The organism is Nostoc sp. CMAA1605 (genome assembly GCF_021596505.1).
GTDB lineage: Bacteria > Cyanobacteriota > Cyanobacteriia > Cyanobacteriales > Nostocaceae > Trichormus.
Map to the genome: position 1 here is coordinate 1 of NZ_PJIZ01000057.1, position 16,150 is coordinate 16,150.

At 42.2% G+C, this 16,150-nt stretch carries 16 protein-coding genes and 1 pseudogene; 9 read left to right on the forward strand and 8 right to left on the reverse strand.

All coding sequences use genetic code 11. The annotated features are described in order from the left end of the window. The 4 genes from CV014_RS18505 to CV014_RS18520 form a co-directional block, all read right to left on the reverse strand. Positions 1-1,182, reverse strand: a 1,182-nt coding sequence (locus CV014_RS18505) for a YcaO-like family protein (RefSeq protein ID WP_236143365.1), incomplete at its 3' end; no start/stop codon positions are given. Between the two features lie 117 nt (positions 1,183-1,299). Continuing rightward, positions 1,300-1,485 (reverse strand): hypothetical protein, encoded by a 186-nt coding sequence (locus CV014_RS18510; RefSeq protein ID WP_236143366.1) that lies wholly within the window; start codon positions 1,483-1,485, stop codon positions 1,300-1,302. 68 nt (positions 1,486-1,553) lie between these two features. After that, positions 1,554-1,919 (reverse strand): hypothetical protein, encoded by a 366-nt coding sequence (locus tag CV014_RS18515; RefSeq protein WP_236143367.1) that lies wholly within the window; start codon positions 1,917-1,919, stop codon positions 1,554-1,556. Between the two features lie 245 nt (positions 1,920-2,164). Then, positions 2,165-3,016, reverse strand: a complete 852-nt coding sequence (locus CV014_RS18520) for a thiopeptide-type bacteriocin biosynthesis protein (RefSeq protein ID WP_236143368.1) — start codon at positions 3,014-3,016, stop codon at positions 2,165-2,167. 130 nt (positions 3,017-3,146) lie between these two features. Between CV014_RS18520 and CV014_RS18525 the strand changes: the two genes are divergently transcribed. Beyond that, complete coding sequence (locus CV014_RS18525) at positions 3,147-4,169, forward strand: cupin-like domain-containing protein (RefSeq protein WP_236143369.1); 1,023 nt, start codon at positions 3,147-3,149, stop codon at positions 4,167-4,169. A 117-nt stretch (positions 4,170-4,286) separates the two neighbouring features. Here the strand turns inward: CV014_RS18525 and CV014_RS18530 are convergent. Then, a pseudogene (locus CV014_RS18530) lies at positions 4,287-4,394 on the reverse strand (zinc ribbon domain-containing protein); the annotation flags it as partial. A gap of 235 nt (positions 4,395-4,629) precedes the next feature. On the opposite strand from CV014_RS18530, the gene CV014_RS18535 reads away from it, so the two are divergent. The 6 genes from CV014_RS18535 to CV014_RS18560 all read left to right on the forward strand — a co-directional run bounded on the left by CV014_RS18535 (position 4,630) and on the right by CV014_RS18560 (position 11,895). Continuing rightward, positions 4,630-5,262, forward strand: a complete 633-nt coding sequence (locus CV014_RS18535; RefSeq protein ID WP_236143370.1) for a ParA family protein — start codon at positions 4,630-4,632, stop codon at positions 5,260-5,262. After that, the gene (locus tag CV014_RS18540) at positions 5,262-5,822 is read left to right on the forward strand and encodes a hypothetical protein (protein ID WP_236143371.1); all 561 of its coding nucleotides are present in this window, start codon (positions 5,262-5,264) and stop codon (positions 5,820-5,822) included. Before CV014_RS18535 ends, CV014_RS18540 begins: the two co-directional genes overlap by 1 nt. A gap of 640 nt (positions 5,823-6,462) precedes the next feature. Next, the gene (locus CV014_RS18545) at positions 6,463-8,163 is read left to right on the forward strand and encodes a hypothetical protein (RefSeq protein ID WP_236143372.1); all 1,701 of its coding nucleotides are present in this window, start codon (positions 6,463-6,465) and stop codon (positions 8,161-8,163) included. A 1,019-nt stretch (positions 8,164-9,182) separates the two neighbouring features. Then, positions 9,183-11,159, forward strand: a complete 1,977-nt coding sequence (locus CV014_RS18550) for an AMP-dependent synthetase/ligase (RefSeq protein ID WP_236143373.1) — start codon at positions 9,183-9,185, stop codon at positions 11,157-11,159. Positions 11,160-11,201: 42 nt separating this feature from the next. Continuing rightward, positions 11,202-11,654, forward strand: a complete 453-nt coding sequence (locus CV014_RS18555) for a YlqD family protein (protein ID WP_103137400.1) — start codon at positions 11,202-11,204, stop codon at positions 11,652-11,654. A 10-nt stretch (positions 11,655-11,664) separates the two neighbouring features. Further along, on the forward strand, positions 11,665-11,895 hold the full coding sequence (locus tag CV014_RS18560; RefSeq protein WP_236143374.1) for a hypothetical protein: 231 nt from the start codon (positions 11,665-11,667) through the stop codon (positions 11,893-11,895). Here CV014_RS18560 and CV014_RS18565 read toward each other — a convergent pair. From CV014_RS18565 to CV014_RS18575, 3 genes are all read right to left on the reverse strand, one after another. Further along, positions 11,845-12,210, reverse strand: a complete 366-nt coding sequence (locus CV014_RS18565) for a hypothetical protein (protein WP_236143375.1) — start codon at positions 12,208-12,210, stop codon at positions 11,845-11,847. The two genes, CV014_RS18560 and CV014_RS18565, sit on opposite strands and share 51 nt — an antisense overlap. Next, positions 12,176-12,415, reverse strand: coding sequence for a hypothetical protein (locus tag CV014_RS18570; RefSeq protein WP_236143376.1), 240 nt, complete (start codon positions 12,413-12,415; stop codon positions 12,176-12,178). Before CV014_RS18570 ends, CV014_RS18565 begins: the two co-directional genes overlap by 35 nt. A 171-nt stretch (positions 12,416-12,586) precedes the next feature. Then, positions 12,587-12,907, reverse strand: coding sequence for a hypothetical protein (locus tag CV014_RS18575; RefSeq protein WP_236143377.1), 321 nt, complete (start codon positions 12,905-12,907; stop codon positions 12,587-12,589). A 131-nt stretch (positions 12,908-13,038) separates the two neighbouring features. Between CV014_RS18575 and CV014_RS18580 the strand changes: the two genes are divergently transcribed. Further along, on the forward strand, positions 13,039-14,337 hold the full coding sequence (locus tag CV014_RS18580; protein WP_236143378.1) for a dihydrolipoamide acetyltransferase family protein: 1,299 nt from the start codon (positions 13,039-13,041) through the stop codon (positions 14,335-14,337). A gap of 161 nt (positions 14,338-14,498) precedes the next feature. Further along, entirely contained in the window at positions 14,499-16,133 is a 1,635-nt protein-coding gene (gene hcp / locus CV014_RS18585) for a hydroxylamine reductase (RefSeq protein WP_236143379.1), read from the forward strand. The last annotated feature ends 17 nt before the right edge of the window (positions 16,134-16,150 follow it).

The window sequence follows — 16,150 nt, forward strand, 5'->3', positions numbered from 1 at the left end:
AATAAGACCCAGGAAGATGCGTTCCCGGTACAACACATGAACTACTGGAAAGCCAAACTGCGATCGCGTGTGATTAACAAACACAGCTTGATGAAACCCCAGATTACTGAGACAGTCGAGGATTTGCTGAATTTCTGCTTCAAAAGTGGCGGTAGGGGGAAGTTCCGGCTGAGTTTCAAAATCAATCAGGGTGGCGGTTGGTCTTTTGCCGCTAAATTTGGGAGTTGGGCTGCCGGGTAACTTGAAGCGTCCTAGCGCATAACTTTCAGGATGAGTGTCATCCCGACTACCAGCAATCAGTGTGACGCGTGACTGAGCTGCTTCAGTAATTGCCCGTGCTAAGGCTATTTCTTTAGAACTATGACACCCCCACCCTACGGTTGTCGGTCGTCCATGCCAATTTTCAATATCACTAATCAGACATTTATAAGTAGGTATCCCCACCGTCAAGGATAAGTCTGTAATCACAGCTTTTGCCCCGGCCAGTTGAATTTGCTGGAGTAGTGATTGTAATAAAGGAGACTTAATACTTTGAATCTCCACCAAACAGTTAATCCGTTGCTCCATCGGCAATTGCCACCAACGCCACTCGGCTTCACGCTCTATAACTTCCAATAATCCATGTGCGATCGCCTCTAGCAAATGGTTGCCTGATGCTAGTCCATTGCTAGAAGTGCTGAATATCCCTGTATCACGTTTTTCTGTTGTAGTATCTAAATCAAGATAAGCCTGCGGAATATACACAGGTTGATTGGTGAATAAATCTGTCCCACAAATCCAATCTAAAGGTTTAGTAGGATCATAAGCTGCCCATCTTTTACCAGGTTCTAATTTATCAGGTGCGATCGCCTGATGATGCCGACATACTTCTTCATAGGAGGCGACTATCTCTGGCTCTGGCAGATTTTCAGCATGATAAGACTCTACTGACTCCATCGCGGCGGAAATCATCGCCAATAGCAGCGAAATTCCCTTACCTTGAGAACTAGAAAAGGCTTTCCCATTCGGACGAATCGCTTGAGCTACCGGAATCCCAATGCAGTCCAAGCCAGTAATATCCGCAACACGCGTGATGCCAAAAGCAGGTAAAAATTCTTGTAGCCGTTCCCAAGTCTGATGGGGTGCTTGTGTGCGGAAGGTACCATCAAGATTTAGCTTTGGTGCAGTCAGATTTTGCCACATTTGTTCATCCCAAGTTGCAGTCGAAGATGGTTAGGGACTTCCAACTTAAAAAATATATGGTCGTTGTGGTGAGCAGGGGGCAGGGAGCAGGGGAAAAAGAGATTTTTTTTGCGGCTATTAACCTTGCAAAGTCCTCTTGGAAGCCACTAGAGAGTCAGGATATTCCGTATAGTCTTCTTGATCAAAAGCACCTCCATTAGCCTTGATGGAAGTGCCTGGAAATATAATTGCTGTCAGGCATTGCACAATTGCGGTGTGATTGAGGTCGCTATCATCTAGCTGTTTTGTTGTCAGTCCAGACATATCTTGATTTAGTCAAGCCTTGAGTGACTGCAATCATCCGAACTTACACCGCCAACACGAAATCAAGACTACCAGCAACACATAATTGTAGATTTGGGAGTGTCAGAAGAAGCAAGCCCACCAGCTACGCTTTCCAATTCATCTTCTGATAATTCTCGGTTAGCTGGTCTAGCTTTAATACCATTAACACTCTCAATAGAGCGGATATTCACAGTTGGGGCAGAATTTGGTAAACCGAGAACCACTCTCTCGGCAGCAATCATCACGTCTCTCACATCATCAGCATTAAAATCAAAACCGTTGGCTGCACCTTGCTCAACAGCAATTCTGGCAAAATCACCTGCTTCCGAAGCATCTAAAGCTTCACGCAGAGCAGAATTAGCTGGTTGCCCTAAAAAATTTTCATAATATTCCACAAAACTCTGTTGAGACATTTTGAATTCTCCTTGAGATTTCAGAAAGTTGGTATGGGGAATCAACTAAATTAAGTATTTGTCCCATTAAAATGCTTTAACTTACACAGATTGATTGTATGTATACATAGATAAATCAATCATGATTAATACAATAATGGAGGTATATTCTTATGTCTAGAGAATTTTGATAAAATTTTGTGACAATAAATACAGAAAAATGACACTCTCACTGCAAAGATTACTTCTAACCTATTCTCTTATGGTCAATTTTCTCTACCTTCAAGAGTGCGGATGATAGCTTTAATCAGCTTTCCAGACCGTTGCCCATCAAACCCATGACGATGGAAAGTGAACATAGCTACAGCCGCAAGTATATCAGGCAAATCCTGGCATAATTGACCAATATCTCGGAAATTAACTAATTTTTGGGCAAGAATACTGTTACATTCTGTGTATACTTTCAATACATCTTTTTCTTGTTCTGTAACTGTGTACATCTGGTATAAATTATCCACCAAAAATAGTTCAACTTTGGGAATTGTGGCTTCAGGATCTGGGGGAATCAAAGCACCTAAACTGTGCCAAGCTGTCAAAACAGATGCCTGATCTGATATGCCACGGGTAAAGAGATCATGTAACAAGCTGGGAAGAAGTACATCTGTGGGGACAACACTCCGATGATGTTGATGGAGGTAGTCAAGGATGAGCCATTGGGAAGTATCTATGTCGAAGTGCTGATGAACCCATTGCATGGCTTTTGTGCCACCAAACCGCTCGGTTTCAGGCTGGTATTCGCTAAAGAAAAAGAGATGAATATAGTTTTCTTGTTGAAGAGAATACATTAGCTTGGATATTTCTGCGATCGCTTGTTGCTGATCCACTTTGGTAAAAAACCGGATTCGCACATCTGGCGGTTTTCTCATAAAGAAAAACCAACGCAACAAACCTTGACTCCGCCAGCTATTCACTAAAGGTACTATCTTGGCAAACAAGACACGCGCACTTGGTAGGGCATCACCCTGATGTCTGACAAGTCCTACATTGAGTTGTAGCCATTCTCCGGTTTCCCAGTGATCACTACTGGGTACTTGAGTTGTCTTTGATTCGTCAATCATAGAAAGCTTTTGATCACAGTTCGTTAGTGCTTGCCGATATAGAAGTTGATGTTAAGTCAAGAAAAGAAATATTGACAAAAGAAACTAGGTTACATCAGTATTGCGCCATATTAGCAACAAAGAAAATCAAGTGGTTCTCGACAACATTGAACGAATTACTGCACCTCCAAAGGATGTGTTTTACCGTGAGTATATCCTTGCCCAGCGTCCAGTGATTATCACTAATCTCTTTGAAACTTCATCACTGTGTAAAATGGATACGCTAGAAAAGGCCAGAACTGGACTTAGCGACATTCCGGTTCAAGTCTGTCCCAATTACATCGCTAATCTGCTGTATGCAAAATCAGCCGATGCGCCTCGGATGATGAACTTAGGTGCATATCTTGACTTTCTGCAAGCACAACCCACAAGTCTTGATATTTGTGTTGAGTATCCAACGCCCCAAACTTTGCAGGAGTTATTACCCCTGAATTTATATCAAGATTTAAGTGATGAGAATGATTTATATTCCAATATGTTTGTCGCTGGCAGTAACAACTATGCTCATCTCCACTACGATGCTGATCAACGTAACGTTTTGTTATTTCAAGTGTTTGGGACAAAGCGATTTATATTAATTCATCCCCGTGAAACTCACAAAGTAGATGCTATTGATCAGCCAAATTTATGCCGTACAAGTGGCTTATTTTTAGAAAATATGTCAGAAGCGGAGAAAACAGATTTTATCCGCTATACCAATGCTATTGATGTGGTACTTTATCCCGGTGAAACTATTTTTATGCCGATGATGATCTGGCATTACATTGAGTATTTAGAACCAGCTATGTCAATTGCTTACCGTTTGGGACGTAACTCTTATAATCGGCGATTGGCTCAAATGTTTCCTGCTCCGTCTGTTGATGTTCAGTCCTTGTCGCTGTTGCTGATGGACGAGACGGTTGCACAATCACATCATACAGAATGGTTAAACAAACTAGAACATACTAGTAATTTATTTGGCGAACATGAAAGCGATCGCAAAGCTGCCTTAAACTATCTTTGTCTCAAAATTCGTGGACAATATTTGGGTTTTGAGCCTATTAAGAACATGGGGGAATTGAGCAGACGGCAAATGATTCTGGAACAAGCTCCCTCATATAAGAATTCTATTTAATTTAGTCAACAGGCTAGGGGCGAGAAATTTAGGTTTTATATGTAGCAATTATGACCTTTACCTGATGGCGATCGCTCTCACGATTGTTTATGTAGTGGCGGAAAATTTCTGGCGTACCACGGCTGAACCTTCCGCCTTGAGCATTCTGATTCCCTCTGTTCTGATGTTGATAGCTGCGTTACCATCCCTATCATGATGAGTACCACCGTGAGGACAAGTCCAATCAGGTCAAGCTGTGGGCAAAGTCGTTGTCAGTTGGTAAGAGACACATACTGTAAACATATTGAATTGGATAGTTGACAGAGCGATCGCAATTTCGTCAGTCTTGATAGAGATGCGATCCTTTTTTGAGTTGCATCTGACCTAAAATCTATAAAAAATAATTTTCGGAAAATTTCAATTTTGGATTTTGAATTAAAGAAAGCGGTATATTCATGTAAGTCAGGGTCGGGAGTCAGCAGTGCCAAAAATCGTCGCTATTCTCAACGGTAAAGGAGGAGTCGGTAAAACGACTACCGCAGTTAATTTAGCTGCTCAGTTTGGGAAGAAGAAAAAAGTTATTCTCGTTGATACAGATATTCAAGGTTCAGCTAGTTGGTGGTTTGGGCGCAATCAGAATGGTATGGGATTTGACCTGTCGCAAGAAACCAATCCCCAACTTTTAAGCCGGTTAAAAACCATCCAAGGTTACGATTTAGTAGTAGTAGATACGCCACCGGCACTGCACTCAGAAGCCTTGACGACAGTAGTTGCGATCGCAGATTATCTAGTGTTACCTACACCTCCAGCCGCTATGGATTTAGCCGCCCTCATTGAAACCGTCAAAGCGGCTGTAGTTCCTGCTGGCGTTTCCCATCGGGTATTACTCACAAAAGTCGATACACGGAGTATAAATGAAGCAATAGAAGCCCAAAATACTCTCCAACGTTTAGGAATTCCGGCTTGCAAATCTTTCATTCGGATCTATAAAGCCCACGAACGAGCCGCTTTGGAGGGTGTAGCAATACATCAATGGCGAGGCAAAAACGCTAGAGAGGCGGAGTCAGACTACCGCCGCGTAGCAGAAGAAATACAGCGTGATTGGAGGAAATAATGGCTAGAAAACAGAGTCTTTCTGACTTAATTCAAGCAGAAGCACAAAAATTTGAACCACCAGCCGGCGAACCTACAATTGAGGTGTCGGCTCAAGCAGTAGAAGAAGAAGATACTAAACCAACAGCAGAAGCATCAGCTACTAAACGTAATAATCCCACCAAAGCTGATTTAGAAGTAACTATCAAGGAGTTACAAGCTAGTTTAGCCGCATCTCAACAAAACGAAAAAACTCTTCAGCAAGAAATAGCCAATTTGCAATCAGCCTTAGCTGAACACAAAGCGACGGTAGAAAGAGTCACAAAAGAACTCTACGAAACCAAACAAACCGCACTGCAACTTGCTGAAGCGAATTCTCAACTAATAGAAGAAAATAAATCTGTTAAACAAGAACAGGAAGCACAACTGCAAAAACAACAAGAAAAAGAAAAGGCAAAAGAACCAAAACCCTATCAACCAGTTCTTTACAGAAAATCTCATCGCACACCTGAACAATATCCAGTAGTGCAGACAAATGAATCAAAAGATGATTTTTCTTCAAATACTTGGTTGTATGACTAGAAAATAGGGCATTGGGAATAGGGCATTGGGAATAGGGAATAGGGCATTGGGAATAGGGAATAGGGCATTGGGTAAGAAATTCTCCCTTGTCTCCCTGCCCCCTGCCCCCTGCCTAGAAACCCCTTGCCTAGAAGTCCCCAATCTTTGTCCAACTGGATTAGAATTTAATTAGGTGCTAGAAGGTTTAGGACTGACTGAATTATCAAGTATTTTTTCATTGCGAAATCAGGTAAGCGATCGCACGAAAAAATTGTACTTGATTATGATGAAAAGTCCTGTGATTGCGGCGAGTTGCTTCAGTACCATAACATCAATTCATCATTACAAACCTAACCCCCTAACCCCCTTCCCTACAAGGGAATGGGGAACAAAACTCCCCTTTTTTTGCAAAGAAGGGGTTATTCTCAGAATAGTTAATTTGGTGTTCTAGGTGGTAATTTTATACCAATTTGAAAAAAGAATGCGACAGATGTACAGCCCCAAATGCTTGCTCTGTCTTGATTCTTAATTTTGAATTTTGAATTTTGTAGCTTGCTTACCGTAGGGTATTTTGAATTTTGAATTGGTATTACTGTGCAGATATTTTCAGGACTGAAGACTCGCAAGATTGATAACAGCTTCTAAATCCTGAGAATAGCTCATGAAATATTGGATATTGTCTATATTATTGCCTGTAGTGGTCATTGCTCATCCTTTCGCAGTACAGGCGGCTAGTAGTATAGTTATTGAACCTAGTAATCAATCACTTCAGATTACTGGTTGGTTGGGTGAAGAAAGTGCTTTAATTGGCAATTTGCGCTTGACTGCTCCAGGTGAAAATATTGAGAAAGTTGTATTTTTAACTTCCGATTTGCGCCGGAAAGAAGGCGGTGAAATCGTCAACCGTCAACAAATTACCATCATCGGTGAACCACAACTGTCAGCAGGAATTCCCCAAGATTTTCAAGTGCGAGTCAATAATATTACGCTACCAGGAACTTATGAAGGGACAGTGCAAATATTTCTTCCCAGTCAATCCCAACAGCCAGTAGAAACGATTCCCGTTGAGGTAATTGCCAAAGTTAGACCAAATCTGATTCCTGTCGGTGACACAGAACAAGTACAATTGCGTCTAGTCAACTGTGATGGGTGGCTAGGTTGGATTGATTGTTCGATTGCTAGGGGTTTACTTCCAGCAAGTGCATTTTTAAATCAATGGGAACTGCAATTTGATAACCCCACCCAAGCACCAGTCACCATCATTGATAGTAAAGTCATCCTCAAAGGTGAGCAAACGGGATACCAAATCACCACACAAGCCGTAAGTTTACCCAAAGGTGATATCAATATAGCCAGCGATCGCATTATCAGTTTACCTCTCAACATCAATCGCTGTATCATTCCCCCAGACCGTTACGTCGGAGCAATTTACTTAACATTATCAGGACAAAATCAACGATTAATCATTCCAGTCGATTTAAAAATGCGTTCTGGGCCGATTTTACCTTTGTTGGTGTTAATTTTTGGTGTGCTTTTGGGACGTTTATTTAAATATATGCAAGAATCTGGTGGTGATATTACCAGAGCTATTAAAGCCGTTTATCGTCTCAAATCTCGTATCAAAAAAGAAGTAGAACACCCAGACGACCAAAAAATCTTAGAACGGATGATTGATTGGGTAGAGCAATTAATCAGATGGGAAAAAGTTGATAAAGCTTTTGCTGAAATAGATGCCATAGAATCACGATTAGAGGCTTTAAGTAAGCTCCGAGAAATAGAGAATCAATTAATAGAGATGAAAAATAAATCTAATTTAGAGGAGATGTTGCAAAGTTTGCAGAATAATATTGCCAAAATCCGTGTTTTCATCGCCCAGAAAAATGATATTGCTGCTAATAGATTGATGCAATCAGTTATGAAAGATTTAGCAAATCTCCATTACCGAATGAATGTTAATAATAGTTTGACATCAAATGAACCTTTTTTACCTCTGGAGTTAGCCAGTAGTGTTAATGAATTATTAGTTCGTGCTGATGCAGTTTCTCCTCAAGATTTACCCAACCCTTCTAAATGGGAAGTCCGTATGCAAGATTTGCTGATCCTAATATCTGGCGTTTCTGATGATGTTCGCATCGGTGCTACCGTTTTTCTCATCCGACCTTTTTTATCACTGACGTTACTGGTAGGCTTATCTTTAGTCGGTCTTGGTTCGTTATATGTAGATAACGGTATCACCTTTGGTTCTAGACCATTTTCTGATTATTTAGGTTTAATTTTATGGGGGATTAGTGCTGATGTTGCCAGCCGGAATATTAGCAGTTTGCAAAGTAAGAATGGGGATAATAATTCTAATATAAATTGAGTTTATAGATGATGCTATAAATCGCAATTTCAATAAATACTGATTCCCAATAATCCAATACGGTTCATACCAATTCACAATTCGCAATGGACTTCGTCCCGCTTCGCTAACGCAATTCGCAATTGATAAATCCTGACTTGATAAGGTTTTCTGGGTTTCGATCTGTGTCAGAATTTTAGTAAATTGGTATCAGTTAGTGAAATTTAAACATTACAGATGAAGACTTTTCCACCACCCTCTGCAACCCTATTGCATTAAAAATACCTTGTGACTACTTCATGAAAATCCTGACAAGATCATCATCATGAAATAATTACAAGGTAGAACTTGAAAAATGCTCTAGAAATCAAATGTTCAGCGAATTGATGTGAGTAAATGTCAGCGAAAATAGTCCATCAATGCGGAGAACATCTAGCACAAAAATGTGGGCTGAATTTGCAAAAATGATTACCAGTCAACTTATAAGTAGTGCAGTAAGGAAAACTGGTAATCCCCCTACTAGGTTGTAGCGATTTTGCATCCTTGAGCAATCTGTAACTTTGTTTGTTTCTTGGTGGAGAGAGAATCAATGATAAAAGTTTAGGTAAACCTAAACAGGCGATAACATTGATGAGAGTCAACAAGAAAGCATCTAGTAACGCTATAGGTAATCACCCCCGTACAATTATTAGGTGGTCGCTATTGATAGTGAAAAATTGGATTTAGCAGTCGGGATTTGAGAGTCAGATTTAATTGCCTATACTGGTAGATGATTTTCCTGATGAGTTGAGCAACCATAGCAAAATGCTGATTGATCAGTAGTCCTGACTTCTGTATCCTGAATCTCTAAAGCATAGAGAAAGCATAACCATTGATTTGGCTTTATATAAATTAACTTTAGCATAAACTTATATCAATCCAAATGTTTAAGTTGCGAAACTGACTACATAGTGAGTGATGTAGATCAAAAGAAGCGATATTGTAGCGTAATAGCAGAAATAATTTAGACAAAGCCTATTTACAGTTGAGGTAATATTTACATGGTCAGCACTACACCGGGGTCTTCTTTCCTGGCTAACATAACTAAACAAGAAAGTTTATCAATACAGCATTTGGTAGATTACAGCAGTGTCGAGTCACTCTCAGAAATCTGGCCGTTGGCTGCCAAACAATTTGGTAACATTGTGGCACTGCACAATCCCCATGCTAAACCAGAGGTAAAAATTACCTATGCCCAGTTAGCTGAAAAAATTCAGCAATTTGGGGCTGGTTTGCAAGCGTTGGGAGTACAAGCAGGCGATCGCGTTTCCCTAATCGCAGATAATAGTCCACGCTGGTTTATTGCTGATCAAGGGATTATCACCGCCGGCGGAGTAAACGCAGTGCGGAGTTCCCAAGCCGAACGGGAAGAATTATTATTTATCGTGGCTAATAGCGGCAGTATAGCGTTAGTCGTGGAAGATTTAAAAACCCTCCAGAAACTCCGCGAACGTCTTCACGACTTACCCATCCAGTTCATTATCCTGCTTTCTGATGAAACGCCACCTGCTGAGGAAACTATCAAAATCCTCAACTATAACCAATTACTGGAACTGGGTAGTAACCATACCCTAGTAAGAGTTAAGCAAACACTACAAGACCTAGCTACCTTAATTTATACCTCCGGCACCACAGGAAAACCCAAGGGTGTCATGTTATCTCACGGTAACTTACTGCACCAAGTCAAAACCTTGGGGACAGTCGTACAACCCCAACCAGAAGATGTAGTTTTGAGTATTCTACCGACTTGGCACAGCTATGAACGGAGTGGTGAGTATTTCTTACTTTCTCAAGGTTGTACGCAAGTTTACACAAATATACGTTCTGTAAAAAAAGACTTAAAAGACTTCAAACCTCATTACATGATTGCTGTTCCCAGATTGTGGGAATCCATTCATGAAGGCGTGCAGAAGCAATTCCGCGAACAACCAGCCAAAAAGCAACGCCTAATTTACTTTTTATTGGGCGTAAGTGAGAGATATATTAAAGCCAAGAGAATTGCTGAAGGCTTAAGTTTAGATCATATCCACGCGTCGGCGTTAGACAAATTATTTGCCAAAATAGTCGCATTTGCTTTATCCCCCATACATAATCTCGGAGAAAAACAAGTTTACGGCAAAGTCCGGGAAGCCACAGGGGGACGTTTCAAACAGATCCTTAGCGGTGGTGGCGCATTACCCAGACATATAGATACATTTTTTGAGATTGTGGGCGTAGAAATTCTACAAGGTTACGGTTTAACAGAAACCTCACCTGTAACTAATGCGCGTCGTCCTTGGCACAATTTACGCGGTTCATCCGGACAACCAATAGCTGGTACAGAAGTGAAAATTGTAGACCCAGAAACTCGCAGACCTTTACCCAACGGCCAACGAGGTTTGGTGTTATTGCGAGGCCCACAAATCATGCAAGGTTATTACCAAAATCCCGAAGCCACAGCCAAAGTTCTGGACGCTGACGGTTGGTTTGATAGCGGTGACTTAGGCTGGGTAACGCCATATAATGACCTAGTATTAACAGGCAGGGCTAAAGATACCATTGTCTTGACTAACGGGGAGAACATCGAGCCACAACCCATCGAGGATGCTTGCTTGCGATCGCCCTACATCGACCAGATTATGCTAGTGGGACAAGACCAACGCTGTATCGGTGCTTTAATTGTCCCCAATGTGGAAGCCTTGGAAAAATGGGCGGAGGCGCAAAATCTCACTTTAGTCACAGACGACAATAATTTAACCTCTTCATCAGGTGAAACAATAACCCTGGAGAGTAAAATGATCCAGGATTTATTCCGTCAAGAATTGAATCGGGAAGTGCAGAACCGTCCAGGTTATCGTCCAGATGACCGTGTAGGGCCATTTCGACTGATTCAAGAGCCATTTTCCATCGAAAATGGCTTAATGACGCAAACACTCAAAATCAGGCGGCACGTTGTCATGGAACGCTACCAAGCTATAATTGCCGCCATGTTTGCCTAATAATTCCACACCTACCAACTATCGAGTGAACGTGAAACTTTTATGACAGATGTCTCCAATTCTCATTTGCTTCTCAAGCGCGTCATTAACATCAAAGTGATTGTTACCCCCCTGTGGAAAGAGGAAATGCAGCAACAACTGCAAGCCCAAATCAATCAACTTGATCAGCAATTGCAACAGTTAGACATTGAAGGACAAAGAGCGATCGCCGCTATTCAAAAACAAAGTCTCCAGCCACCAGGGCCTCAAACCCTGCAACAAATCGATAACATCCAACTGCAAGTTAATCAAAAGAAAAGCGAATTCTTAGAACAGAAAAACCAAATGCTGCAAAACCTCCAGCAAGTACAACTGCTGGAATTAGATCAAGAAGTCAATCAAGGTCAAATGGAAAGCTTTTTCCGTGTCGAACGAGGCGATAACCTAATCAGCAAAATCCAAGTAGAAATTGTTTTGCGCGATGGAGTTGTCGAAGACATTCGCGGCGATGTCTAGATAGGAGGGAATGGGGAATCGGGAATGGGGACTGGGGATGGGGAAAGCAGGGGAGGCAGGGGGAGCAGGGGGAGCAGGGGAGGCAGGGGAAGTAGGGGAGGTAGGGGAGGTAGGGGAAGTGGGGGAAGTAGGGGAAGAAAAACTTCACTCATTACTCATTACTCATTACTCATTACTCACTACTCACCACTCAGCACTCTTTATCAAACCCATCTTGCACAGGCTTGGTGGGGGTTTTTAATTTGGGATTATTCTTTTTTGCCAGGTTTTTAGTAGGACATTGAACTTGAGAACCTACCCACACAATACGCCAAATCGGGGGTGAACTGGATAAGAGCGATCGCCCGAAACTATTCATCTCCAACCGATATCTCATCACCTCAGATGTAGCATCTTGAGACTTGGTTTTTTGAATCACCGTGACGATAGACTGATGCGCCTGTGGGTATTCAACCTCTATTTTGCGATCGCCTTTTGTCGGTCTGACATCATCTAAAAAATTCTGTGCCAGCTTGATGGGATCACTCCCTTGTAAAATAGAGTTCAGATTTTCCAAAGGCATATTTTGGTATTTTTTCGCGTTCCAAATCTTCCACAACCGCTTGAGTTTGCTGCACAGGTGATAACTGCTGTGGTGGCTGAGTAGTAACAGTGTCTGGAATTGGCATAGCTGTTTGATGCTGAATCAGATATACACCAGCACCAGCAGTAGCAATCACACTGAGCATCAAAATCAAAAAAAACTTCAGTTTTACTGGCATAAAACTAAACAGGTATTTTAAAAGTCAATATTCAAAGGTCAAAATTGCTAACTTTATGATTTTTTAACTATCCTTCGATGGTAACTTGATTTTGGACAACATAATCGTCTGTAACAATTGGTGACAAGAGATACAAAATTACACAAAAATTGAATGTGAACCGTGAAAAATTCATTCCCTTGAGCGATCGCCAGCACCAACAGCGAATAAACGACATGAAATAGGGGTATAAGGGTATAGGGGTTTAGGGGTATAAGGGATCGCCAGCACCAACAGCGAATAAACGACATGAAAGCATAGACATAAAGGTCGCCTAGATGTTCCAGTGAGGCAGGGAGCAGAGGAGGCAAGGGGGGCAGGGGGCAGAGGAGGCAGGGGGGCAGGGGGCAGGGAGCAGGGGGAGAAAAACTTTTGAATTTTGAGTTTTTCTGCCCAATCCCCAATCCCCAATCCCCAATCCCCAATCCCCAGTCCCCAGTCCCCAGTCCCCAATCCCCAATCCCCAATCCCCCACACTCGATTTAAAATAGAAAATCTTAAATATAAAACTCTCTAGCCAAGATACAATTCGATCTGGCAAAAGCTGTTAAAGTCCATAAACCCATTGATTCTAGAACCACCATATGAGCATTCACGAAGTATTCATGCCAGCCCTGAGTTCCACCATGACGGAAGGTAAAATTGTTTCCTGGGTCAAATCGCCAGGGGATAAAGTGGAAAAAGGCGAAACAGTGGTGGTTGTGGAGTCAGATAAGGCAGATATGGATGTAGAAACCTTCTATGAAGGGTATCTCGCACATATCGTAGTGCAAGCCGGTGACAGTGCGCCTGTAGGAGCTGCGATCGCTTATGTGGCTGAAACTGAAGCGGAAATTGAAGCTGCTAAATCTATGGGTAATTCTGGTGCGGCGGCTGCGGCTACTCCCACCCCCGAACCAATTCCTGCTACAGCCTTAGTTGGTGCAACCACTACAGCATCTCAAAACGGTTCTAACCACAAAGACGGTAGACTTGTAGCATCACCCAGAGCGCGGAAGTTAGCCAAAGAATTAAAAGTAGATTTAAACAGCCTCAAGGGTAGCGGCCCTTACGGTCGGATTGTCGCTGGTGATGTCGAATCTGCCGTTGGTAAAACTCCTGCACCAGTTGCACCAGTTGCACCAGTTACTCCCGCACCCAGCATTACCCCAGTTGCTCCAGCAGCACCCGCACCCCGCACACCCGCACCTGCACCAGTTGCAGCCGTTCCTGGTCAAATCGCGCCATTCAATACTCTACAAAATGCCGTCATTCGGAATATGGTTGCTAGCCTAGCAGTACCAGAATTCCGTGTGGGTTACACAATCACCACTGATGGATTAGATAAACTTTACAAACAAATTAAATCGAAGGGTGTCACCATGACAGCGTTACTTGCGAAAGCAGTAGCGGTGACATTACAAAAACACCCACTTTTAAATGCTAGTTATTCAGATCAAGGTGTTGTTTACCACTCCGACATCAATATTTCCGTAGCTGTCGCAATGGATGACGGCGGTTTAATTACACCAGTATTAAAAAATGCTGATCAAGTAGACATTTACTCACTCTCACGCAACTGGAAATCTCTAGTAGACCGCGCTAGAGCTAAACAACTCCAACCAGATGAATACAACAGTGGCACTTTCACCGTGTCCAACTTGGGAATGTTTGGTGTAGATACATTTGATGCCATTTTACCCCCAGGACAAGGTTCAATCTTAGCGGTTGGTGCATCCCGTCCCCAAGTTGTCGCTAGTCCAGACGGCTTGTTTGCAGTCCGTCAACAAATGCAGGTTAATATCACTTGTGACCACCGCATTATTTACGGCGCACACGCAGCCGCATTCCTACAAGATTTAGCCAAGTTGATTGAAACCGACGCTCAATCTTTGACTCTCTAAGGGAACAGGGAATAGGGAATAGGGAATGGGGAATAGTGAACAAGTAAGTGATAACCTCAATCCCCAGTCCCCAATCCCCAATCCCCAACTTTTGACTTAAATCAAGGACTTACCTGAAAGTAAACAATACGCTGGAAGCATGAAGAGTTGAGAAACGAACTATGTTCTGTAACCAGTGTGAACAAACTACCCGTGGCGATGTCTGTCATCAGTGGGGAGCTTGTGGTAAAAGTCCAGAAGTTGACGCTTTACAAGATTTGTTGGTGCATTGTTTACGCGGATTATCCCAGGTGGCTCTACAAGCTAATTCTTTGGGAATCCCTACCCGTGATACCGATGAGTTCACCTGTGAAATGCTCTTCTCCACGCTGACGAATGTGAATTTTGCGGCGGATGATTTTGTAGCTTTCATCAATCGCGCGATCGCTTTACGTGATAGTCTCAAGTTAAAAATTCAAGCAATCAGTAATACTGTTGTTAATTCGGCGATTGCTAATTTTCAACCTGCTAGTAATCTACAAGTACAAATTCAGCAGGGAAAAGACCTAGAATTTGAATTTATCAGTCAATCGGCTAAAAATATAGATATTTTCTCCCTCAAGCTCACCGTATTATATGGACTCAAGGGTGTAGCTGCTTATGCTTTCCATGCTCTGGAACTTAACCAGCATGATGAAGACCTCTACAGATTTTTCCATGAAGTATTGGCACACCTCGACGACCAAGATAAAACTTTACAGCATTGGTTAGATTTAGCCCTAAAAGTTGGGCAAATGAACCTCAAAGCAATGGAATTACTGGATGCTGGCAATACAGAAACCTTTGGTCATCCTATCCCAACATCTGTACCTCTGGGACATATTGCAGGTAAAGCCATCCTGGTTTCAGGACACGATTTATTAGCATTGAAAGCGATTCTCGAACAAACAGTGGGAACTGATATTAAAGTTTATACTCACGGTGAATTACTGCCAGCACATGGCTATCCCAAACTCAAGCAGAATTACCCACACCTGTACGGACATTACGGGACTGCATGGCAAAATCAAACACATGAATTTGAAAAATTTCCTGGTGCGATCGCCATGACTACCAATTGTCTCATGCCTCCCCATGAATCTTACAAACATAAAGTATTCACATTGGGGCCTGTTGGTTTTCCTGGGTTGCCAAATATCAGTATTCGTGACGTTTCGCCAATCATTGAGAAAGCTTTAGAACAACCAGGATTTACTGATGAACAAGATGGTGGGAGTGTAACTACAGGTTTTGCGCGCAATGCCGTGTTGAATGTTGCTGATACGGTAATTGAGGGTGTGAAACAAGGTCAAATCAAACACTTCTTCTTAATTGGTGGTTGTGATGGTGCCAAACCAGGACGCAATTACTACACCGAACTTGTGGAACAAATGCCGAGTGATTGTATTGTTTTAACGTTAGGCTGTGGTAAATTCCGTTTCTTTGACAGAAATTTGGGTGATATCGGCGGAATTCCCCGACTCCTAGATTTAGGTCAATGTAACGATGCTTACTCAGCCATTCAGATTGCGGTAGCTTTAGCCAATGCCTTTGGTGTCAGTGTCAATCAATTGCCATTATCCTTAGTATTATCTTGGTATGAACAGAAAGCGATCGCGGTTCTATTGACATTACTGCATCTGGGCGTTCAGAATATTCGCATCGGCCCAACACTACCAGCTTTCCTCACACCTAATGTAGTCAAGTTACTGTCAGAAACCTATCATCTCAAACTGATTACTACCCCAGAACAAGATTTAGCAGCGTGTTTGTCTTGATCCTCCGAATTTTAGAT

Coding starts and splice junctions, on each gene's coding strand:
- CV014_RS18510 (WP_236143366.1), bottom strand. CDS start 1,485: ATGTCTGGACTGACAACAAAACAGCTAGATGATAGCGACCTCAATCAC.
- CV014_RS18515 (WP_236143367.1), bottom strand. CDS start 1,919: ATGTCTCAACAGAGTTTTGTGGAATATTATGAAAATTTTTTAGGGCAA.
- CV014_RS18520 (WP_236143368.1), bottom strand. CDS start 3,016: ATGATTGACGAATCAAAGACAACTCAAGTACCCAGTAGTGATCACTGG.
- CV014_RS18540 (WP_236143371.1), top strand. CDS start 5,262: ATGGCTAGAAAACAGAGTCTTTCTGACTTAATTCAAGCAGAAGCACAA.
- CV014_RS18545 (WP_236143372.1), top strand. CDS start 6,463: ATGAAATATTGGATATTGTCTATATTATTGCCTGTAGTGGTCATTGCT.
- CV014_RS18550 (WP_236143373.1), top strand. CDS start 9,183: ATGGTCAGCACTACACCGGGGTCTTCTTTCCTGGCTAACATAACTAAA.
- CV014_RS18555 (WP_103137400.1), top strand. CDS start 11,202: ATGACAGATGTCTCCAATTCTCATTTGCTTCTCAAGCGCGTCATTAAC.
- CV014_RS18560 (WP_236143374.1), top strand. CDS start 11,665: ATGGGGAATCGGGAATGGGGACTGGGGATGGGGAAAGCAGGGGAGGCA.
- CV014_RS18570 (WP_236143376.1), bottom strand. CDS start 12,415: ATGCCAGTAAAACTGAAGTTTTTTTTGATTTTGATGCTCAGTGTGATT.
- CV014_RS18580 (WP_236143378.1), top strand. CDS start 13,039: ATGAGCATTCACGAAGTATTCATGCCAGCCCTGAGTTCCACCATGACG.
- hcp (WP_236143379.1), top strand. CDS start 14,499: ATGTTCTGTAACCAGTGTGAACAAACTACCCGTGGCGATGTCTGTCAT.